The organism is Stenotrophomonas maltophilia, from assembly GCF_013464915.1.
Lineage (GTDB): Bacteria > Pseudomonadota > Gammaproteobacteria > Xanthomonadales > Xanthomonadaceae > Stenotrophomonas > Stenotrophomonas maltophilia_AT.
Map to the genome: position 1 here is coordinate 44,277 of NZ_RAVT01000030.1, position 19,664 is coordinate 63,940.

Sequence of the window (19,664 nt, forward strand, 5' to 3'; positions counted from 1 at the left end):
ACGCACGCTTGCGCCGATGACCGAAACCACCGACCCCGCCACCACTCCCTCCACCCCGGCATGGAAGCGGGTCCTCACCATCGTCGTCCCGCTGCTGATCCTTGCGCTGGCGCTGCACGGCCTGGCCAACGAGTTCGATGAGAACGGCTACCGCGCCATCCGCCATGCCTTCCACCAGCTCAGTGGCACGCAGATCGCGCTTACTGTCGTGCTGGGCCTGGCCAGCTATGCCTGCCTGATCGGTTTTGATGCCATCGGCCTGCGCCGCAGCGGCATCCGCGTGCATCCGGCGCGCATCGGCATTACGGCGTTCCTGGCACACACGCTCGGCCAGACCGTGGGCTTTGCCGCGCTCACCGGCGGTGCGGTGCGCCTGCGCGGCTACCGCACCGCCGGCCTCGACCTGGCGCAGATCGGCCAGGTCGTGCTGATGAGCACGCTCGGCTTCGTGTTCGGTGCCTGGCTGCTGATCAGCGTGGCGCTGTGCATGGAGCCGGCGGCAGCGGCACTTGCACTGCCGCTGGACCCGGATGCGGTGCGCGTGGTCGGTATCGTCGCACTGCTGGCCTATGCGGCCACCCTGCTGCTGGTCGGCCGCGATGGGCGTCAGTTCAGCGTATTCGGCCATGCGCTGTGGCTGCCCGACCGGCGCACCATGATCGGCGTCACCGTGCTCAGCGTGATCGAGCTGGTGCTGGCCAGCGCCGCGTTCTATGTGCTGCTGCCGGACTCGACGCCGACCGGCCTGCCCGGCTTCGTTGGCCTGTACCTGGTCGCGGTGCTGGCCGGCCTGGTTTCGACCGTGCCCGCCGGCCTCGGCGTGTTCGAATGGAGCCTGTTGAAGCTGCTGCCACAGGTCGCACCGGCGGCGGTGCTGGCTGCGGCGTTGATCTACCGCGTCACCTACTACGTGCTGCCGCTGCTGCTGGCCACCCTGCTCGCGCTGGCGCCCGCGATGCGGCAACCGCTGCAGGCCAGTGCCGGGGCGACCCGTGCCGGCTGGAATGCATTGCGGCCGTGGCTTCCGCAGATCATCGCGCTGGCGGTGTTCAGCATCGGCGCTGCACTGGTCATCGACGGCACGCTGCCCACGCCGCGCCGCCACCTGGTCAACGCATCACTGCCGATCCTGGAGACGTCCCATCTGATCGGCAGCCTCAGCGGCGTCGCCCTGTTGCTGATCGGCCAGGGCCTGGCCCGGCGCAGCCATGCCGCATGGATGCTGGCGATGGCCGTGTGCGTGATCACCCCGTTGCCACTGTGGCTGCGCGGTGGCCAACCGTTGATCGCGGTCTCCGCCCTGCTGGTGGCGATGGCGCTGTGGGCCGCACGCCGCGAGTTCTATCGCCAGGGCGCGCTGCTGGACGAAGCATGGTCGTGGCCATGGCTGCGCAACCTCGGCCTGGTGCTGGTGGCGGTCACCTGGCTGTTGTTCTTCACCTACAGCCATGTCGAATACCAGAACGAACTGTGGTGGCAGTTCGCGATATCCGGCAACGCGCCGCGTGCACTGCGTGCATTGCTGGTGGTCGCCATCGCGCTGGTGATGTTCGGCCTGGCGCGCCTGCTGCACAGCACGCGCAGCCCACTGCAGCCCGCCGACGAGGCCACGCTGCAGTCATTGGCACCGGTGCTGGCCGGTGCCACCGACACCCAGGCCTGCCTGGTGCTGACTGCCGACAAGGCGGTGCTGCGCGACGAAGCCAAGCTGGGCTTCGTGATGATGCAGCGCTACGGCGGATCCCTGATCGCGATGGGCGATCCGGTCGGCCCACCCGAGGTCGCGCGCGCGCTGATCTGGCGCTTCCGCGAGGAAGCCGACCGGCTCGGCCTGCGCCCCGTGTTCTACCAGGTCGGCGAGACCTACTGGCAGACCTATCTCGACCTTGGCCTGGGCCTGGTCAAGCTGGGCGAGGAAGCGATCGTGCCATTGCACGACTTCGGCCTGGAAGGCCGCGAACGCGCCGACCTGCGCCAGGCCTGGAACCGCGGCAAGCGCGGGGGCCTGTCGTTCCGCGTGGCACCGGTGGAAGAGGTTCCCAGCCTGCTTCCGCGCCTGCACGCGATCTCCAACGCGTGGCTGGAAGACAAGGCCGGCGACGAGAAGGGTTTCTCGCTGGGCAGCTACGATCCGGATTACCTGGCGCGCTTCCCGGTGGCACTGGTCGAAACCGAGGGCCAGATCGTGGCGTTCGCCAACCTGTGGCAGGCCCCGGCCGGTGCCGAGCTGTCGGTGGACCTCATGCGCCACGTCAACGAGGCACCGAAGGGCACGATGGACTTCCTGTTCATCGAGCTGTTCCTGTGGGGACGCGCCCAGGGCTATGCGCGCTTCTCGCTGGGCATGGCCCCGCTGTCCGGGCTGGCCCAGCATCGCCTGGCCGGGCGCTGGAACCGGCTGGCCGGCCTGCTGGCGCGGCATGGCGAACGCTTCTATGGCTTCAGTGGCCTGCGCCGCTTCAAGTCGAAGTTCGACCCGCAGTGGCGGCCGCGCTACCTGGCCGCACCGGGCGGCATGCACCTGCCGGCCGCGCTGCTGGATGCCACGCGTTTGATCTCGCTGGACCCGCGGCGGAACTGACACCCCGATCCGCCGGGCATGGGCCGGTGCTGACGGCTGCACGGCAGGTGTCGACCTTGGTCGACACGCTTCTTCCACGACGTCCCCAGCCCCAGCGCCGACCAAGGTCGGCATCTACCATCAGCCGCCGGGCATGGGCCGGTTTACGCCCCGCCCTTGAGGATTACCTCGGCCAAGCGATCGTAGTCACCACCGAAATGGTGGTCGCCCGGAAGCTTCACCTTCTGCACGCCGTCGTTGGCCGGCAGGTCCGGGCACAGCGCGTCGTCATCCTTGTCGCCATACACGCAGAGGGTCTTCGCCGCCGGCAGCTTTGCCACTTCCGGCGCGATCGGCAGGCCGTCGCCGCCGCCACCCAGCCAGTTGCTGACATGGAACTCGAAGTCAGCCTTCTTGCCCACCGACAGCAGCACGATACGGTCCAGCGCCTCCCGGGTGCCGGCATCAAGCTGGTTGATGGTGGCCGGCAGCACGTCGGCGCCCTGCGAGAAACCGATCAGCATCACCTTGTCGCGATGCCACTGCTGGCGGTAGTGGTCGATGATCTTCTGCAGGTCAGTGGCGAAGCCCTTCGGCGTGCGCTCGCTCCAGAAGTAGCGCAGCGAGTCGATGCCGACCACGGCCACGCCATGCTCGTTGAGCGACGATGCCACGTCCTTGTCCAGGCCGGCCCAGCCGCCATCGCCGGAAACGAACACGGCCAACGTGTCGCCATTGCCGGCAGCGGGCACCTCCACTACGGGCAGGCCCTTCAGCGCGGCCGGGGGCGGTGCCAGGCTGACGCCCACCTGCGCGCCCATCACCCGCGCCGTCGCCACCAGGCCCGGTGAAGCATCGCCGCGTGCGGTGCGCTTGAACTCGCGCGCCATCGCCACCTGCTGCACGAAGCGGCTGGCCTCGCCAACCTTGCAGCCATGGTCGCCGGCGGCGCTCAGCCACGGGAAATTCAACTCGGCAGGCTGCAGCTTGTTGTGCTTCACACCGTCGCCGCAGACCATGCGCTCGTGGCTGTGGTCCGGGCAGAAGCCGGTGGTCAGCAGGCCGGCGAACACCTGGGTGTCGGCCTGCGCGGCCAGCGTGTAAGCCATCTCGGCGCCTTCGCCATCACCACCGACCAGCGGCAGGTGGTAGCCAGGCAGATGCAGGGAGGCCTGCAACCAGCGCGAGAAGTTCTCGACGTCGCCGGAACCGAACGAACAGGTAGGATCACCCTCGCGCTTGAGCACGCTGCGCAGGTGCGCGATGTCCACGGCGGCGACCATCGCGCCATCGGCACGCAGGGCCTCGATCGGAAGGCGGCTGGTATCACCACCGGCGGTGGGTTCATGGAACCAGATCACCACCCGCTGCGGCGTACCGGCCGGCATGTGCACCGGAATCTGCTCGAACCGCCCGTGGCTGAACTGCTGCACGTTGGCCGCCGCCATTGCCGGCAGCGCTGCCAGCGCCAGAACCACACCCATTGCCCTGCCCAGCCCTGCACGCTTCATATCGCATCCCCGATGGAATGCGCACACGATACGCCGCCGCCGCGTGCACGGCACGTACCGGCACAGGCCATTGGGGATTCAGTGGGCCGCGGTACGGCGGCTGCGCTGGTACAGCGCCAGCGCCAGGTACAACAGCCAGCCCACGATCACGACGATCACGGCCTTCTGGCCCAGCCCGCGCGGTGGGCCGGCGCGCCACAACACATGCAGCCACAGCAGAACGAACGCCAGCCAGGCCCAGCCCCAGAGCAGGCCGGCGGCGGATTGCCAGCCCGGTTCACGGCGCAGGTACCAGGCCTGCAGCAGCATGCCCACGCTGGCACACAGGAATGCGGTGTTGGCCGCCAGCCCATGGATGAACGGTGCAAGCAGCGGGGTCGCTTCAGGCAGCCAGCTGTCACCGATGGCGACCGTCGCCAGCCCCAGTGCAGAGACAGTGAACAACAGCGGCGCCGCCCCACTGCGCCGCGGGCCGGTGCTGCCGCGATACAGCGCAATGCCAAGCACCGCGATGGCCAACGCCAGCAGGCAGTACGCCGCGCGCAGCGCCAACCCCCACGGCCCGTGCAGGTAGAGGCTGAGCGTGGCCCGCACCCAGTCCAGATCGCTGCGTGCGAACTGGGTCCACAGCGCGGTGGCGACGAACAGCAGCAACGCCACCAGTGCCAGCACTGCCGCCGGGCGTGCACGGCTCATGGCGTTGCCTCCGGATGCCGCGCCTTCCATTCGGCCAGCGCCTTGCGATAGCGCTGCAGCTCATCGGCATACAGATCCAGCACGCACAGCGGACAGCCGCTGCCACAGCACTCGTTGGGACCGGGCTCTTCGGGGGGCAGCGGGCGGGGATCGGGATCAGGGACGGACACAGTCGGAAGCGACAATCGGTGGAAGCAGGCCCCAGTGTACCGGGCTGGCTCAGCGGGCCAGCTGTCGGCGCAGGTTTTCCCGCGCGGCCGCATCCAGGCGCTGATGGAAGAAGTCACTGAGGAAGATGCGCGGTGCCTGCAGCAGCCCCTGCAGGAAACGGCGACGCCCGGCGCGGTACAGGAAGCCCGGCACGACCCCCTTGTACTCTTCGGCCACGCCACGATCGTAAGCGGCGAACACCGGCTCGGGCGCGGCCAGGATCGCCATGTCGCAGTCCAGGAACAGCGCGGCCTCGGCATCAACGTCGTCCGGGCCCAGATCACCATGACGGGCGGTCAGCAGGATCAACTGCTCGACCCGCGCGGCGTCGACGCCGGCCAGTTCCGGCGCCCCTGCGATCGCCTGCAGGGCCAGCGCCGCCGAACGCGCTTCGTTGTCCTTGCGCCCCGCCACATAGATCGCATCATGGTAGAGCACGGCCAGGTACACCTCGGCGGGGTGCTGCCAGCCCGGGCCGTCAGCCACGTCCTGGCAGTGCTGCAGCACCGCGCGTACGTGTCCGAAGTGGTGGTAGGCGCGTGGCGGCGTTGCGTAGCTGTCCTGCAGCGCCTGCCACTGCGCCGGAGCCAGCGTCAGCGGAGAGAAATCCATACCCGGATCATCCCGCCTGCGCTGCCCTGCGGCAAGCTGGTGGTTTTTTCACCATGCACTCACAACGCTTGCCCGGTGAGGCCTGGACGCGGTTGTCCACAGCTTTGTCGAGCGCTGGTCCACATCGGTTGTGGATGAAACGGCGTACCGGCCACGCGCCGACCAACGGTCACTGCAGCGCGGCGACGACGGGTCTACACTCGCTGCAGGCGGGAGCGCCCGCCGCTGCCGGGAACTGTCATGTACCGCCCTGCCGCCCGCATCTTCGTCGTGGCCCTGGCCGCCTTGATGGCCGCGCCGCTCTGCGCACAGGACCGCCCGCGCACCGATGCAGTCCCGCCCATCGGAAGCATCGCCCCGGCGGAGATTCCCTCGCCGGAACAGGTCTTCGCGATTCCTCCCGCAATGCGCGCGATGCTGCAGGCGCAGGTGATGGACCGCAGTTCATCGCGCGAGCAGCGGCTGCAGGCGCTGGTGGAAATGATCTTCGGCCGCCAGGGGCTGGACCTGCAGTACGACGCGAACGCGACCTACACCGTGGGCGAAGTCTGGCAGCAGCGCCGCGCCAACTGCCTGGCCTTCACGCTGATGTTCGTGGCACTGGCGCGCGAGGCTGGCATCCAGGCCCGCGTGCAGGAAGTCGGCCAGGTCGTGTCCTGGTACCAGGACCAGGACGCCGGCGTGGTCTACAGCGTGGGCCACGTCAACGCGGGTGTGGAGATCGCGGGGCGTTACGCCACGGTCGACCTCGATCGCAATGTGCTCTACGACCGCCACGGCCCGCAGCCGGTCAGCCGCGCGCGTGCACTGGCCCACTTCTACAACAATCGTGGTGCCGAACGCATGGCCGAAGGCGACCTCGTCGGCGCCCGCGCCTTCTTCGATGCCTCGGTGGTGCAGGACCGCGCGTTCCCCTCGGTCTGGAACAACCTGGGCGTGCTCGACAATCGCGAGGGCAACACCGACGCGGCGCGGCAGGCACTGGACCGCGCCCTGCGCCTGGACGGCCGCCAGGATGCGGCGCTGACCAATGCCAGCGCGTTGTACCGGCAGCTTGGGCTGGATACACAGGCCAAGGCCCTGGAGCGACGCTTGAAGTCGGTGCAGCGTGAGGACCCGTTCGCGCAGTACATGCTGGGCACGCAGGCAGAGCAGGCCGGAAAGCTGGCCGAAGCCATCCGCTATTACCGGCAGGCCGTGCGCCTGTATGACACCGCGCACCAGTTCCACTTCGGGCTGGCGCGCGTGTATTTCCTGTCCGGCCAACTTGAGCACGCCGACCGTGAACTGATCCGCGCGCAGCTGCTGGGCGGTGCACCGGAGCAGGCACGCTACCAGGCCAAGCTGGACAGCCTGGCCCGCTGGCGCGCGCAGCAGCAGGCCAGGCGCTGAGACCGATCAGGCCTTCTTGAGGAAGCAGGTCTTCAGGACCAGGCCCTTGATCTTGTCCGAGTTGCCTTCGATGTGCTCGGCATCATCTTCGACCAGGCGGATGTTGCGGATCACGGTGCCCTGCTTGAGCGGGATCGAAGACCCCTTCACCTTCAGATCCTTGATCACGGTGACGGTGTCGCCGGCCTGCAGGGTATTGCCGTTGCTGTCACGCACGACCAGGGTCGAACCGGCGCTTTCCCCGGCGGTCCATTCGAAACCGCAATCGGCGCAGATCCACAGCGCGCCATCGGCATAGGTGTTTTCCAGGGTGCACTGCGGGCAGGCGGGAACAGACGACATCGGCAAGTACCTCAAAATGAATCAACAGCGACCATTGTAACCGCCCGGCCCTTTTCCCCTTGTTCCGGGCCGGGGCCCGGCCACCTCCTTGTCTCGTTCCACACCGCCAAGCGGCGGGAACTTGCAGTCGGCGGCGAACTGCAGCAGAGTGCGCGGCCCCTGATCGCCCCCGGAACTCCCCATGCGCCTCGGCATCGACTTCGGTACCAGCAACTCCGCCGCCGCCATCGTGCATGAGGGGAAACTGCTGCCGATCCGCTTCGGCGACGCCGAGCAGTTCCGCACCAGCGTGTACTTCCCTGGCGTGGTGCCCGACCCGGATGACTTCCAGCTCGACGACGGCCAGGAACACCAGCTGCAGCAGATGATCGACAGCGCCGCGCGGGCAGCGCGTGCCGCCGGCCAGGAACGCACGCCGCAGGCGCTGCGCCGCGAAGCCCTGCGCGCCCTGCGCCGTGAATGGATGGAGGCCCGCGCCGGCAAGGAACGCAGCGCCAGCGACCTGCTGCAGAACGCGGTCTACGGCGACGAAGCGCTGGAAGCGTATTTCGAGGAACACGAAGGCAACCTGGTGCAGAGCCCGAAGTCGATGCTGGGCTACAACCTGCACCCGCGTGCGAAGCAGACCATCACCGGCATCGCCGCCCACATCCTCGAACACATCCGCCTGACCGCCAGCGCCCAGCTCGGCCAACCGCTGCGCTCGGCCCTGCTCGGGCGCCCGGTGCAGTTCCGCAGCTCGATCGGCGCGGCCGGCAATGACCAGGCACTGGACATCCTGCGCGAGGCCGCCACCCAGGCCGGCTTCGACCAGATCGATTTCCTCGAAGAACCGGCCGCGGCGGCCATGCACTACCACGCCGAAAGCCGCGAGCGGCACCAGGCGGTGATCGTCGACATCGGCGGCGGCACCACCGATATCGCGCATGCCGAAGTGGGCGGCGACGACGCCCCGCGCATCCACCGTGCCTGGGGTATCGCCCGCGGCGGTACCGACATCGACCTGGCGCTGAGCCTGTCCAGCTACATGCCGCTGTTCGGCCGCGGCATCACCCGCGTGCCTGCCCACCACTACGTGGAAGCGGCCACCGTGCAGGACATGACCCGCCAGCGCGATTTCCGCCTGCACAAGTACGACCATGTGGACGCGCCCTGGGGCGACCGCCTGCAGGCCCTGCAGGACACCGGCAATACCGCCCGCCTGTACCGCGATGTCGAACGCGCCAAGATCGCCCTGAGCGCTGCCAGCGAGCACCGCAGCACGCTGGACTACATCGCCCGCGATCTGCATGCCGACAGCAGCGCCGACGGCCTGGCCGCCGCCGCCCATGGCTACCTTGAGCAGATCCGCGAACTGCTGGCCCAGGTCCGCAGCGACATCGGTGGCGACCCGGACGCGGTGTTCCTGACCGGCGGCATGTCCCGTGCCGGCTACCTGCGCCAGGCCGTGGCCGAGGCCTTCCCGGGCGCCCGCATGGTCCACGGCGAACCCTCGCTGGGCGTGGTCCAGGGCCTGGCGCTGGCGGCAGCCAGCCAGGATTAACAAAACGTTACGCGGTCTAAGTTACTCTTGGTCGGCTAGATCCCAGCTGCACCTTCCACCGGCCACGCCGGTGTGTCCACCGTGCAGCCCGGCCCGCCCTGCGGGCCTAGCGGCCATGCCTTCCTGGCTCGTTCATGGTCCGCGTACTACCGGAGCCGCCATCGAGACCCGCTTTGGGCACCCGCCAGGCCCCTGAGGCCTTACAACCTGACGCAACACCTGCACCCATCGACTGCCGCCGTTGTGACGCGGTCTGTTGCCGGCTGCCCGTGCTGCTGCAGCCCGGCGACAAGGTGCCCGGCCAGTTCCTCTCGCGCGACGCGCACGGCCGTGCCGTGATGGCGCGCAACGAGGAAGGCTGGTGCGCGGCGATCGATCCCTATCACCTGCGCTGCACGATCTATTCGCAGCGCCCGGCGATCTGCCGCCAGTTTTCGATGGGCGGCGATGACTGCCGCCGCGAGCGGCAGGATTACCTGCGCCAGGCCGATGCCTGGGCGCTTTCCTCCCCTTCCACCTGACAGGAGCAACCATGCCCCGCAAGGCAAAGACCCCCGCGAAGGCCAGCAACAGCATCCGCAGCGAACGCAAGGGCGCGGCCGCCAGCACCGTGGTCAGCAGCGATTCGATCGCTTCGGACCTGGCAGCGTTCCGCAAGGCCGGTGGCAAGATCGAAGTCCTCGGCACCACCTGGGCGCTGAAAAAAGCCAGCTGACCCAGCTCCGACCGCGGCGGCGCTGCCGCCGCGGCCTGCCGGACCGTGCTCAGCGGTCCAGCCGCACCCGCACACTGCCCGAATGCGACTGGATGCGGATGTCACCGTCGCCACCGCCAAGCCGCGTATCGAGGTGGCTGCCCGGCCCATAGCGCGGCCGCTCCACCTGACCGGCATCGCTGTTGATCGAGCCGCTGAAGCTGTTCACCGACAGCTGTGCCGACACCGTGCGCGGCAGGCTCAGCGTGACCGAGGCGCTGACCGATTCGACATTGATGCGGCCGCCGGGTGCCAATCCGGCTGCTGCCAGGTCGATGCTGCCCGAGACGGTCTCCACCGCCAGCCGCTGCACGCGGCCAGCGTCGACCTCGACCCGTCCGGACACCGTCTGCGCGCCGATATCGCCGGACACGCCGCCGCCGGCCTCGATCCGGCCACTGACGGTGTTCACATCCAGCTTCGGCGTCTGCAGGCGTGCGCTGACGCTGCCACTGACCGTGTTGAGCTTGCTGTCGCCACTGCGGCCCGCCGCGCTCAGGCTGCCGCTGACCGTGTCGGCCTGCAGCCGTCGCACGTCGATGCCGCTGATGTCCTGGCTGGCGCTGACTGTGCTCAGCAACAGTTCCACCGAGCGCGGCACGTTCAGCACCAGCGTGGCCCCACCGTTGTTGATGCGGCGCGGGTATTCGATCTCCCAGCGCACGCGGTTGGCGCTTTTCTCCTGGCGCAGCTGCAGGCCGTCGCTGAGCGTGCCGGTCAGCTGCACGTCATTGCGGTCCCAGCCACGCACGGTCACCTTGCCGGCGACGTTGCTCAGCTCGATGCGACCGCCCGCGGCCAGGGTATGGCGTTCGTCGATGCGGGTGTCGGCCAGCGCCACGGCAGGGGCCAGCAGCAGCGCGACACAGCAGGAAATCAGGGTTCGGGTCATGGAGGTCTCCTCAGGTCGTCAAGCCGGACTCGGCGGCATAGGCCGCCTGCCGGGTCAGTTCCAGCCGCAGCGTGTAGGTACGCTTGAGCTGGCCAAGCAGGTGCGGCGCACGCGGGTCCTGCGCCAGGGCGGCACGGATCTGCGCCGCGCTTTCATCCAGCTCATGCAGGGCTGGCTGCCATTCCGGCGCCCGTCCATCGGGCAGCGCGGCCACGGCCTGCTGGTACTGCTCGGTCATCGCCGCGGCCTGCAGCTGCAGGGCGGACGGCACCGGCGTATCCGGCTGCGCATGCCGCCACGGCGCCACCGCATACAGTGCCAGGCTGGCAGCCAGAGCAGCGCCGACCGGCAACCACCAGCGGCGGCGCGAACGCGCCGGCAGGGCCACCACGTTGTCCGTTGGCGCAGGTGCTGCCTGGGGTTCACGCGCCGGCAGCTGGGCCGACAGCCGTGCCCAGCCATCGGTGGGCAGGCTGCGTTCTGGTGGCAGTGCGCGCAGTCGGGCTGCCAGATCGTGGTCGGAATCGTGGTCGTGTGTACTCATGTCATGTCTCCCAGCCGTGCGCGCAACAGGCCGCGCGCACGATGCAGCTGTGCCTTCGAACTGCCGACAGCCATCTGCAGTTGTTCGGCGATTTCCTGGTGCTTCCAGCCTTCGATGTCGTGCAGCACCAGTACCGCACGCGCTCGTGGTGGCAGTGTCGACAGTGCGCGCTCAAGATCGCGCTCGGTGCCGGCACAACGGTCATGCACCGCCAGTTCCTGCAGGCCGCCGTCGATATCATCGAGGCTGTCGTGGTCCTGCCCGGCAGCCCGGCCGCGCAACTCCATCAGCGCGGCGTTGACGCCCAGCCGGTGCAGCCAGGTGGACAGGCTGCTCTCGAAACGGAACCCCGGCAGTGCTTTCCAGGCCTGCAGGAAGGCCTCCTGCAGCGCATCCTCGGCACGTGCCTGCTGGCCGCCACACAACCGCCACAGGACAGCGAATACACGCGGTGCGTGACGCCGGTACAGCAGTTCGTAGGCAGCGGTGTCGCCCGCGGCCGCCGCCCGCACCAGGGCGGGTTCGTCGACGGCATCGTTGGCGGCAGGCGGCGCGGGCATGGTGGTGTCGAGCATATCGCTTGGATGCGGCGACCCGGGAAAAGGTTTAGAGCCGATCGATGATCGATGCCATGCAACCTTTTGGATGGCTGCTGCATCCATGGATAGTCCTTCGAGAAAATGCCGTCCGGGAGTCCTGCCATGTCCAGTCCAACCTGTGCCGCCCTGCTGGTGATCGCCGCCTGCGTCGTGCTGCAGACCCTGGGCCTGTCGCTGCAGCTGCGTCCCGACAATGGACGCGCCTGCCTGCAGCAGCATCACCAGGAGCTGGTGTGCCTGGCCTGGGCTCCGGCGGTCGAATCCACGGCACGCCCCGGGTAACATCGAAGGTCGTTATTGCCACCGTTGTCGCCCCCATGATGTTGTCGCTGAAGGATCACCTGCCGGCCTGGACCTACCCTTGGCTCCACGACGCGGGCATCGCCGTGAAGATCCTGCTCACCCTGCTGGCCGCGTGGCTGCTGCGGGTGCTGGCACGGCGCCTGATCCGCCGCTTCGCCGAGCACTACACGCTGCCACCGGAGATGGCGATGGGCGCGCGCCGGATCACCAGTTTCGTGGTCTATTTCAGCGCAGTGCTGTATATCCTCAGCCTGCTTGGCGCATCGCCGTCGGTGCTGTGGACCGCCTTCACCGGCTTCGCGGCCGTGGGCGCGGTCGCGTTTTTCGCCGCCTGGAGCGTGCTCTCCAACATCTTCTGCACGCTGCTGATCTTCACCACCCGCCCGTTCCGCCTGCATGACTACATCGAGGTACTGGAGAACGGCGAGAAGCCGGGCCTGAAGGGCCGGGTGATCGACGTGAACCTGATCTACACCACGCTGCAGGAAACCGGCGACGGCCACGAGGGTACGGTGCTGCAGCTGCCGAACAACCTGTTTTTCCAGCGCACTGTGCGCCGCTGGCGTGATCCGGCGCAGGCGCCGGGCGGCATCCAGGGCGACGGCTGAGGGTGGTTTTCGGCAGGGCTGCGCCCTGCACCCGCCATGAACTGGAGCAACAGCACCAGCAACAGCAAAGGCGAAAACAAAAGCCGGCATTCCGTGGGTTGGCGGGATGGATCCGGTGGTGGGAGACGCCGTAAACCCATCCATGGGGGCTTGGCCGCGGCATCCATGCCGCGGACACTCCCGCCACCGGACCCACCCCGCCTTCGACAGATTTCCGCGATCTGCCCGCATTGCGGTAGAGCCGAGCCATGCTCGGATCAAATGTCTCGGATCTCGAAATATTCGATTTCGATGGAGATTCATCCACGCATGGCGTGGATCTACCAGATCCCGGGAATCTGTCAGAGGCGGGACGGTGTGGGTAGGCAGGACCGTTGGCGCCATGGATGGCGCCATCGAGCCCCCATGGAAGGGTTTACGGCGTGTCCTGCCTACCCACACCGTCCCGCCTACCTACGGAATGCCCGCTTTTGACGTTGAAGTTGCCTTGGCTTGAAGGCTTCGGCAGGTGCAGGGCTGCAAGCCCTGCCGAACAACCTTTACCTCAACTGGCTGTCCTTGCTGCCACGCCGGTTGTAGCCGGCATGCGCCTGCGCTTCGTCGTCATGCGCCTGCTGGCACGCCACGCACAGCCGTACACCAGGCACGGCCTGGCGTCGCGCCAACGGGATCGGCGCGTCGCATTCCTCACAGTGTTCCAGACCAGGGCCCTCGCGCAGCTGGCGCCGCGCGCGGGCGATCGCATCGTCGACGGTGGCGTCGATCTGGTCCTGGACCGCGCCGTCTCCCGCCCAACCGGTGGCCATGGCCATCCTCCGCAGGTGTGTCGCCTGATATGGGGACGATACACCCCGGCAAAAAGACAGGCCTTCATGTAGGGCCGAGCCATGCTCGGCTGCTCTTCAGGATGACGAACAGAACGCGAACGGGTTCGATCAAGCCGATTGCGACTTAATCCCCTCCGTCCCCTTTTTGCTTACCAGACCAGGTCGTCGGGTACCTGGAACTGGGCGTAGTAGGCGTCGTCCTCGGCATTGCCGGTGGAGATCTCGGCGGTCGAGCCCGGCTGGCCGTGGTCGACGATGATCGCCTCCGGCGCGCGCTCACGCACCTTCTCGGCGGCGGCGCGCGGCAGCAGCGCGTAGCTGTCACCGTTGGCAACGATGACCAGCACGCCGACCGACAGCGCCTTGCGCAGCTTGGGGTCGATCAGCAGGGTGCGGATCGCGGCGCCGTCACTGAACCGGTACTCGTCGTCGCCCTTGTGCGGCACGGCGTGGACGCTGATGATCTGCCTGGCCTGGGCTTTCTGTTCAGCCTGGCGGGCCTGCGCATTGCGCTCGGCGGCCAGCGCGCGGTCGCGCTCGATCTTCTCTGCGCGGGCCCGTTCGGCCTCGCGCTGGACTTCGGCCGAGGTCGATTCGGCCTTGCCCTGGCGGGCCTTGGCCTGCGCGCTCGCGGCCGCGCTGGCCTGCGACTTCTTGGCCAGGCCGGCCTTGAGCAATTGTTCCTGCAGCGCGTTGGGCTTTGCCATGGTCGGTGCGTACCGCGTGTAATCTTGGATGCCCCATTCTACCGACGCCCCGCCGCCCCTGCATGGCAGTCCTGAAGTACCTCACCGGCTATCCCGAACCCCTGGTCGCCCAGGTCAGCGACCTGCTGGCCCAGGGCAAGCTCGGCCCCTGGCTGCAGCAGCGCTACCCCGACCCGCACGAGGTGCGCAGCGACCGCCAGCTGTACGACTACACCCAGGAGCTGAAGGACCGCTACCTGCGCAAGTCGGTGCCGCTCAACAAGGTCTGCTACGACAACACGCTGGAAGTGATCAAGCACGCGCTGGGCACCCATACCGCCATTTCGCGCGTGCATGGCGGCCGCCTCAAGGCCAGCCGCGAGATCCGCATCGCCACCGTGTTCCGCCAGGCGCCCGCGGCCTTCCTGCGCATGATCGTGGTGCATGAGCTGGCCCACCTGAAGGAAGCCGACCACAACAAGGCCTTCTACCAGCTGTGCCAGCACATGGAGCCGGACTACCTGCAGCTGGAGTTCGATACCCGCCTGTACCTGACCGAGCTGGCCAACCGCGGCCAGCGCTGACCGGCCGCAGCAGCTACACTGCGCGCCCCCTGCCCGACCTGCCCGCCATGGAACCGATCCGTCTCGACAAACACCTGTCCGCCCTGCTCGGTATCCCGCGCGGCGAAGCGCGGCGCTACATCGAGGGAGGCTGGGTGACGGTCAATGGTGACGTGGTGGAACAGCCGCAGCGCCCCGTTGATGACAGCGCAGTGATCGTGGTGGCCGAGCAGGCCAGCGGTGAGAAGGCCGAACGGGCCAGCATGCTGCTGCACAAACCCGCCGGTGTCGCCGCCGAAACCCTGTGCGCGCTGGTCAGCAGTGACAGCCGCAGCGAACTCGATGCCAGCAACATCCGCCCGCTGCAGCGGCATTTCCACGGCCTGCAGCTGGCCGCTGCACTTCCGGCCAGCGACAGCGGCCTGGTGGTGGTCAGCCAGGATCCCGCCGCGCTGGCCCATCTGCAACGCAACCTGGGCCGCACCGAACAGGAGTACCTGATCGAAGTGGCCGAGGGGGGGCCCGAGCGCGGGCCTTGGTTGATGGCGCGCTTGCAGCAGGAGGCCGGCGGCGGCAAGGTCAGCTGGCAGAGCGAGCAGCGCCTGCGCTTCGCCGGCAAGGGGCTCACCGCCAAGGGCCTGCGTGCAGCGGTGACGGCCGCCGGGCTGCAGGTGACAGCGGTGCGGCGGCTGCGCATTGGCCGCGTGGCGCTGGGGCCGCTGCCGCCGGGCCAGTGGCGCTACCTGGGCAGCGACGAGCGGTTCTGAGACCGTCCAGGGTCGGATCCCTTGCCGCAGGCAAGGGCTCTGACCCCATACATGCAACCCCATCCACGCATGGCGTGACGTTGCCTGAAGAAGCCATCCACGCATGGCGTGACGTTGCCTGAAGAAGCCATCCACGCATGGCGTGGATCCACCGCAATGAGTCGGCTGGCTTTCATCCGCGCATGGCGTGGATCTACCATCGGGGCATGAGCCTGCCCACGCCCCTGTGGCGACGCCTGCTGCGCGTCGTTGCGATCATCCTTGCCGCGCTGTTGCTGCTGGTCCTGTCCGGGCTGCTGCTGGCCGACCATCTCACGCCACAGGCGCAGGGCGCACCCTCGCAGGTGCTGCCGCTGCAGCCGGCACAGACCCGCATCGACCAGCAGATCGTGCCGCTGCAGGACGCCCATCCCGGCAAGTCCGGCGTGGCCTTCCTCAGTGATGGCATGGATGCCTTCGCCGCACGCGCGATGATCACCGCGCAGGCAGGCCGCAGCCTGGACCTGCAGTACTACATCTGGCACGACGACCTGATCGGCCACCTGATGGCCAAGGCGCTGTACGACGCCGCAGAGCGCGGCGTGCGCGTGCGCATCCTGCTCGACGACATGAACGCCAAGGACAAGGATGCGTTGATGATGGCGCTCGACGCGCATCCCAACATCGAGCTGCGCCTGTACAACCCGTTCCGTAACCGCAGTGGCGTCGCGCGCACGCTGGAGCTGGTGCAGCGCGCCTTCAGCGTGAACCACCGCATGCACAACAAGAGCTGGATCGCCGATGGCCGCATCGCGATCGTCGGCGGCCGCAACATCGGCGAGGAATACTTCAGCGCGCGCAACGATGTGAACTTCCAGGATCTGGACCTGGTCGTGGCCGGGCCGGCGGTGCAGCAGGCCAGCCAGATCTTCGACGACTACTGGAACAGCAGCGCCGCGATCCCGATTGCCGCGCTGGCCTCGTATACCGATGCACAGTTGCAGCAACTGGTACGCCAGTCAGACCTGGATGCGATGCACGCCAAGGCACAGCCCTACCTGCAGCGGGTGGCCGAATCACGCCGCCTGCAACGCCCCAGCCCGGATCCGCTGCACTGGAGCGCAAACGTGCGCATCGCCTCCGATCCGCCGATGAAGCACCGCGACGATGATCGCCGCAGCTGGCTGGTCAGCACGCTCAGCGACGAACTGCGCATCACCCGCCGCAGTGCACTGTTGATCTCCCCCTACTTCGTGCCTGGCGATGATGGCGTGCAGGCGCTGTCGGCGCTGGCCGCGCGTGGTGCGCAGGTTGGCGTGGTCACCAACTCGCTGGCCGCCAACGACGTGGCCGCAGTACACGGCGGCTACATGGGCTACCGCGTTCCGCTGCTGAAGGCCGGCGTGCGCCTTTACGAACTGAAGGCACACGGCAGGCCCGATACCAGCCTGTTCGGCAGCAGTGGGGCCAGCCTGCATACCAAGGCGTTCGTGGTCGATGACCGGCGAGGCTTCGTCGGCTCGTTCAACCTCGATCCACGCTCGGCCTATCTCAATACCGAGATGGGCGTGCTGTTCGACGACCCGGTGCTGGGGGCACAGCTGCGCAACGAGTACCTGCGCCTGGCCAGCCCGGAACGCAGCTGGTGGCTGACGCTCGGCCACGACGATGGGCTGCGCTGGCTGGAACGGCAGCCACCACCGCACTGGGTGGAACCCGAGCCCGGTGCCAGCCTGGGCAAGCGCTGGACCGCCCGGGTGATCAGCTGGCTGCCGGTGGAATCGCAGCTGTAACGCCCAACCCTCAGCGCACCGGACCGACCTCTTCCTGGCCGGCTTCATCCCGCGTTTCCACACTGCGCCCGTGCAGGCGCCGCCAGATCCAGCGCAGCGCGTGCGGCGGCGCCGACGGCAGTTGTTCGAGCAGGGCCAGCATGCGGCTCTGGCTGGCGTGTCCATGCCGGCACAGCAGGCTGGCCGCCGCCGCGGCGCTGGCCAGGCGCAGGCTGTCGGCGAGTGGGCCATCGGCCTCCGGCGCCAGTGCCTGGTGCACGGGCTCGGGCAGCTCCCAGGCCGCCGCCACGCGCTGTGCCAGCGGCAACGACCATTGCTGGAGCAGTTGCAGGGCCAGCGCCGGCTCCACGGCCTCACCGCGTGCCTGGGCTTCCTGCAGCAGCTGGCGCATCACCAGCGCAGACCCCAGGCCCTGCACCAGGCCCAGCCACTGCGCGGCGAAGGCATCACCAAAGGTAACCATGCGCGCGTGGTCTGCAGCCGCGCGCGAGGCCAGCAGTGCGTGCTCCCAGATGATCGTGCTGAACTGAGGAAACACCTCGCACTGCACCTGCATCACCGGCTGCACCAGCACCGCGCTGATGATCTGGCGCACGCCCTCGGTACCGACCAGGGTCACCGCCCGCTGCAGGCTTTCGACCGGGCGCTCATGGACCTTGTAGGCCGGGCTGTTGGCGATGCGCAGCAGGTTGCCGGTCAGCACCGGGTCCTGGCCGATGATCGCGGCCATCACCCGCGCGGAGGCGGCATCGTCATTGACGGTGTGGATCAGTTGCGGCAACAGCTGCGGGCGCCGGGGCAGGTGCCGGGCCGTCCAGTCGCGGTCCTGCAGCGCGCGCGCCACCGCTTCGCCCAGTGCCGGATCCTGTACCGGCGTCGGCTCACCGGCCAGTCGTGGATACAACGCCAACGCGTGCAGGCCGCGCTGCAGGTGCGCGGCGATCTCCGCAGACGGCAGGGCCTCACCCTGCAGGCTCGCGGCCGCTGCCGCCACTGCCTGTCGCGATACAGCCGCCAAGCGGGACGGCGCAGTCTCGGTCGAGCGTGCCAGCCAGCCACACAGTAGTCGCCACCAGGCCGGCGTCATCGCCGCCCGCCCTGTATTTGTGGTGCCCTTGCCGTCACTGCCCGCCCTGCCTCTTCACGCGAATCCGGCCACCCGCCGTCGTCGCAGCATCGGCCGCACTTTCATCTTCTTTAACCGGAAGGCCGCCGATGTCGACGGCAGCGGCCGGGGGAATGGACTAGAATGGCGCCGCGCGACCCGTCCCCCTGCATTGACGACGTCGCTTTTTTTGTTTTGGGACCCTACCGTTCACTGGCCGTTCGCTGCAGTTCGCCGCTGTTCGCGCCATCGGAGACGCCATGCTATTCGAAACCCTCGCCACCACCGGCCACGAACAAGTGGTGTTCTGCCACAACCACGATGCCGGCCTGAAGGCGATCATCGCCATCCACAACACCACCCTGGGCCCGGCCCTGGGCGGCGTGCGCATGCGCCCCTACGCCAGCACCGACGAGGCGCTGGCCGATGTGCTGCGGCTGAGCCGGACGATGACCTACAAGAATGCGCTGGCCGGGCTCAACGTGGGCGGCGGCAAGGCGGTGATCATCGGCGACCCGAAGACGGACAAGACCGAGGTGCTGTTCCGCGCCTTCGGCCGCTACGTCGATTCGCTGGGCGGCCGCTACATCACCGCCGAGGACGTTGGCACCGACGTCAACGACATGGAGAACATCTACCTGGAGAGCCAGTTCGTGACCGGCGTGCACCAGGTCCATGGTGGCTCCGGCGATCCGGCGCCGTTCACGGCCTACGGTGCGCTGCAGGCACTGATGGCGTCGATGCGCTTCAAGTTCGGCCATGAGGAAGTGGGCAAGACCAGCATCGCGGTGCAGGGCCTGGGCCACATCGGCATGGAACTGGTGAAGCTGCTGCGTGACCGCGGCGCCAAGCTGTATGTCACCGACCTGGACAGCGCACTCGTCGATCGTGCGGTCAGCGATTTCGGCGCCGAAGCAGTCAAGCCGGACGAGATCCACGAGGTGAACGCCGATGTGTTCGCACCGTGCGCGCTGGAAGGCGCGATCAACGCCGACACCCTGCCGCGGATCAAGGCGAAGATCATCTGTGGCACCGCCAACAACCAGCTGTCCAGCCTGGAGATCGGCGACGAGCTGCATGCGCGCGGCATCCTGTATGCGCCGGACTATGCGGTCAACGCCGGTGGCGTGATGAACGTGTCGCTGGAGATCGACGGTTACAACCGCGAACGCGCCATGCGCTTGATCCGCAGCATCTACCACAACCTCACCCGCATCTTCGAACTGTCGCAGCGCGAGAACATCGCGCCACAGCGTGCCGCCGACCGCATCGCCGAAAGCCGCATCCTGTCGATCGGCAAGCTGAAGATGCCGCTGGGCCGCAGCACTCCGCGCCTGGGCAACCTGCGCGGCGGCTGAGGCTGCAGACGTCGCGCCGG

General features: G+C 68.1%; 22 protein-coding genes. 11 read left to right on the forward strand and 11 right to left on the reverse strand.

Translation table 11 applies throughout. The features are described 5' to 3' along the window. Positions 1 to 16 precede the first annotated feature (16 nt). Complete coding sequence (gene mprF / locus D7T59_RS11380; protein ID WP_180850909.1) at positions 17 to 2,581, forward strand: bifunctional lysylphosphatidylglycerol flippase/synthetase MprF; 2,565 nt, start codon at positions 17 to 19, stop codon at positions 2,579 to 2,581. A 143-nt stretch (positions 2,582 to 2,724) separates the two neighbouring features. Here mprF and D7T59_RS11385 read toward each other — a convergent pair whose 3' ends face one another. The 4 genes from D7T59_RS11385 to D7T59_RS11400 all read right to left on the reverse strand — a co-directional run bounded on the left by D7T59_RS11385 (position 2,725) and on the right by D7T59_RS11400 (position 5,589). Then, entirely contained in the window at positions 2,725 to 4,071 is a 1,347-nt protein-coding gene (locus D7T59_RS11385) for a virulence factor family protein (RefSeq protein ID WP_275942995.1), read from the reverse strand. Positions 4,072 to 4,149: 78 nt separating this feature from the next. Further along, entirely contained in the window at positions 4,150 to 4,767 is a 618-nt protein-coding gene (locus tag D7T59_RS11390; protein WP_164139067.1) for a DUF998 domain-containing protein, read from the reverse strand. Then, positions 4,764 to 4,937 carry an oxidoreductase-like domain-containing protein gene (locus D7T59_RS11395; RefSeq protein ID WP_049402330.1) on the reverse strand — a complete coding sequence of 58 codons (174 nt, stop codon included), beginning with the start codon at positions 4,935 to 4,937 and terminating at the stop codon, positions 4,764 to 4,766. Before D7T59_RS11395 ends, D7T59_RS11390 begins: the two co-directional genes overlap by 4 nt. Before the next feature lie 49 nt (positions 4,938 to 4,986). Continuing rightward, positions 4,987 to 5,589 (reverse strand): HD domain-containing protein, encoded by a 603-nt coding sequence (locus D7T59_RS11400; RefSeq protein ID WP_164139065.1) that lies wholly within the window; start codon positions 5,587 to 5,589, stop codon positions 4,987 to 4,989. Between the two features lie 240 nt (positions 5,590 to 5,829). On the opposite strand from D7T59_RS11400, the gene D7T59_RS11405 reads away from it, so the two are divergent. Beyond that, positions 5,830 to 6,981: a transglutaminase-like domain-containing protein gene (locus tag D7T59_RS11405; RefSeq protein ID WP_180850908.1), complete on the forward strand. Its 1,152-nt coding sequence runs from the start codon at positions 5,830 to 5,832 to the stop codon at positions 6,979 to 6,981. A gap of 6 nt (positions 6,982 to 6,987) precedes the next feature. On the opposite strand, the gene D7T59_RS11410 is transcribed toward D7T59_RS11405, so the two are convergent. Further along, positions 6,988 to 7,323 carry a zinc ribbon domain-containing protein YjdM gene (locus D7T59_RS11410; protein ID WP_180850907.1) on the reverse strand — a complete coding sequence of 112 codons (336 nt, stop codon included), beginning with the start codon at positions 7,321 to 7,323 and terminating at the stop codon, positions 6,988 to 6,990. A gap of 181 nt (positions 7,324 to 7,504) precedes the next feature. Between D7T59_RS11410 and D7T59_RS11415 the strand changes: the two genes are divergently transcribed. The 3 genes from D7T59_RS11415 to D7T59_RS11425 all read left to right on the forward strand — a co-directional run bounded on the left by D7T59_RS11415 (position 7,505) and on the right by D7T59_RS11425 (position 9,581). After that, positions 7,505 to 8,866: an Hsp70 family protein gene (locus tag D7T59_RS11415; protein WP_164139061.1), complete on the forward strand. Its 1,362-nt coding sequence runs from the start codon at positions 7,505 to 7,507 to the stop codon at positions 8,864 to 8,866. 227 nt (positions 8,867 to 9,093) lie between these two features. Continuing rightward, a complete protein-coding gene (locus D7T59_RS11420; RefSeq protein WP_164139074.1) occupies positions 9,094 to 9,387 on the forward strand; it encodes a YkgJ family cysteine cluster protein in 294 nt (97 codons plus the stop codon). 11 nt (positions 9,388 to 9,398) lie between these two features. After that, positions 9,399 to 9,581, forward strand: coding sequence for a hypothetical protein (locus tag D7T59_RS11425; protein WP_005410566.1), 183 nt, complete (start codon positions 9,399 to 9,401; stop codon positions 9,579 to 9,581). A gap of 49 nt (positions 9,582 to 9,630) precedes the next feature. Here the strand turns inward: D7T59_RS11425 and D7T59_RS11430 are convergent, their stop codons facing one another. Genes D7T59_RS11430 through D7T59_RS11440 form a run of 3 tightly spaced genes read right to left on the reverse strand, consistent with a single transcriptional unit; the run spans position 9,631 to position 11,631 of the window. After that, positions 9,631 to 10,512: a DUF4097 family beta strand repeat-containing protein gene (locus tag D7T59_RS11430; protein WP_180850906.1), complete on the reverse strand. Its 882-nt coding sequence runs from the start codon at positions 10,510 to 10,512 to the stop codon at positions 9,631 to 9,633. A 10-nt stretch (positions 10,513 to 10,522) separates the two neighbouring features. Next, positions 10,523 to 11,056: a hypothetical protein gene (locus D7T59_RS11435; RefSeq protein ID WP_180850905.1), complete on the reverse strand. Its 534-nt coding sequence runs from the start codon at positions 11,054 to 11,056 to the stop codon at positions 10,523 to 10,525. Beyond that, positions 11,053 to 11,631, reverse strand: coding sequence for an RNA polymerase sigma factor (locus D7T59_RS11440; RefSeq protein ID WP_057500355.1), 579 nt, complete (start codon positions 11,629 to 11,631; stop codon positions 11,053 to 11,055). Before D7T59_RS11440 ends, D7T59_RS11435 begins: the two co-directional genes overlap by 4 nt. 126 nt (positions 11,632 to 11,757) lie before the next feature. Here D7T59_RS11440 and D7T59_RS11445 point away from each other — a divergent pair, with 126 nt between their 5' ends. Together D7T59_RS11445 and D7T59_RS11450 are read left to right on the forward strand one after the other, a co-directional pair. Then, a complete protein-coding gene (locus tag D7T59_RS11445) occupies positions 11,758 to 11,937 on the forward strand; it encodes a hypothetical protein (protein WP_180850904.1) in 180 nt (59 codons plus the stop codon). 35 nt (positions 11,938 to 11,972) lie between these two features. Beyond that, complete coding sequence (locus D7T59_RS11450; protein WP_164139057.1) at positions 11,973 to 12,566, forward strand: mechanosensitive ion channel domain-containing protein; 594 nt, start codon at positions 11,973 to 11,975, stop codon at positions 12,564 to 12,566. 539 nt (positions 12,567 to 13,105) lie between these two features. Here the strand turns inward: D7T59_RS11450 and D7T59_RS11455 are convergent. Both D7T59_RS11455 and D7T59_RS11460 read right to left on the reverse strand, forming a co-directional pair. Continuing rightward, entirely contained in the window at positions 13,106 to 13,372 is a 267-nt protein-coding gene (locus tag D7T59_RS11455) for a DksA/TraR family C4-type zinc finger protein (protein WP_032129365.1), read from the reverse strand. Between the two features lie 170 nt (positions 13,373 to 13,542). Next, positions 13,543 to 14,100 (reverse strand): DUF2058 domain-containing protein, encoded by a 558-nt coding sequence (locus D7T59_RS11460; protein ID WP_180850903.1) that lies wholly within the window; start codon positions 14,098 to 14,100, stop codon positions 13,543 to 13,545. Between the two features lie 62 nt (positions 14,101 to 14,162). Here D7T59_RS11460 and D7T59_RS11465 point away from each other — a divergent pair, with 62 nt between their 5' ends. The 3 genes from D7T59_RS11465 to D7T59_RS11475 all read left to right on the forward strand — a co-directional run bounded on the left by D7T59_RS11465 (position 14,163) and on the right by D7T59_RS11475 (position 17,181). After that, the gene (locus tag D7T59_RS11465; protein WP_049430504.1) at positions 14,163 to 14,663 is read left to right on the forward strand and encodes a M48 metallopeptidase family protein; all 501 of its coding nucleotides are present in this window, start codon (positions 14,163 to 14,165) and stop codon (positions 14,661 to 14,663) included. Positions 14,664 to 14,710: 47 nt separating this feature from the next. Then, positions 14,711 to 15,409 carry an RNA pseudouridine synthase gene (locus D7T59_RS11470; protein ID WP_180850902.1) on the forward strand — a complete coding sequence of 233 codons (699 nt, stop codon included), beginning with the start codon at positions 14,711 to 14,713 and terminating at the stop codon, positions 15,407 to 15,409. Between the two features lie 182 nt (positions 15,410 to 15,591). Continuing rightward, positions 15,592 to 17,181 (forward strand): phospholipase D family protein, encoded by a 1,590-nt coding sequence (locus D7T59_RS11475; protein ID WP_180850944.1) that lies wholly within the window; start codon positions 15,592 to 15,594, stop codon positions 17,179 to 17,181. A gap of 10 nt (positions 17,182 to 17,191) precedes the next feature. On the opposite strand, the gene D7T59_RS11480 is transcribed toward D7T59_RS11475, so the two are convergent. After that, complete coding sequence (locus D7T59_RS11480) at positions 17,192 to 18,268, reverse strand: HDOD domain-containing protein (protein ID WP_180850901.1); 1,077 nt, start codon at positions 18,266 to 18,268, stop codon at positions 17,192 to 17,194. Positions 18,269 to 18,546: 278 nt separating this feature from the next. On the opposite strand from D7T59_RS11480, the gene D7T59_RS11485 reads away from it, so the two are divergent. Next, positions 18,547 to 19,644, forward strand: a complete 1,098-nt coding sequence (locus D7T59_RS11485) for a Glu/Leu/Phe/Val dehydrogenase dimerization domain-containing protein (protein ID WP_005410578.1) — start codon at positions 18,547 to 18,549, stop codon at positions 19,642 to 19,644. Positions 19,645 to 19,664: the final 20 nt, after the last annotated feature.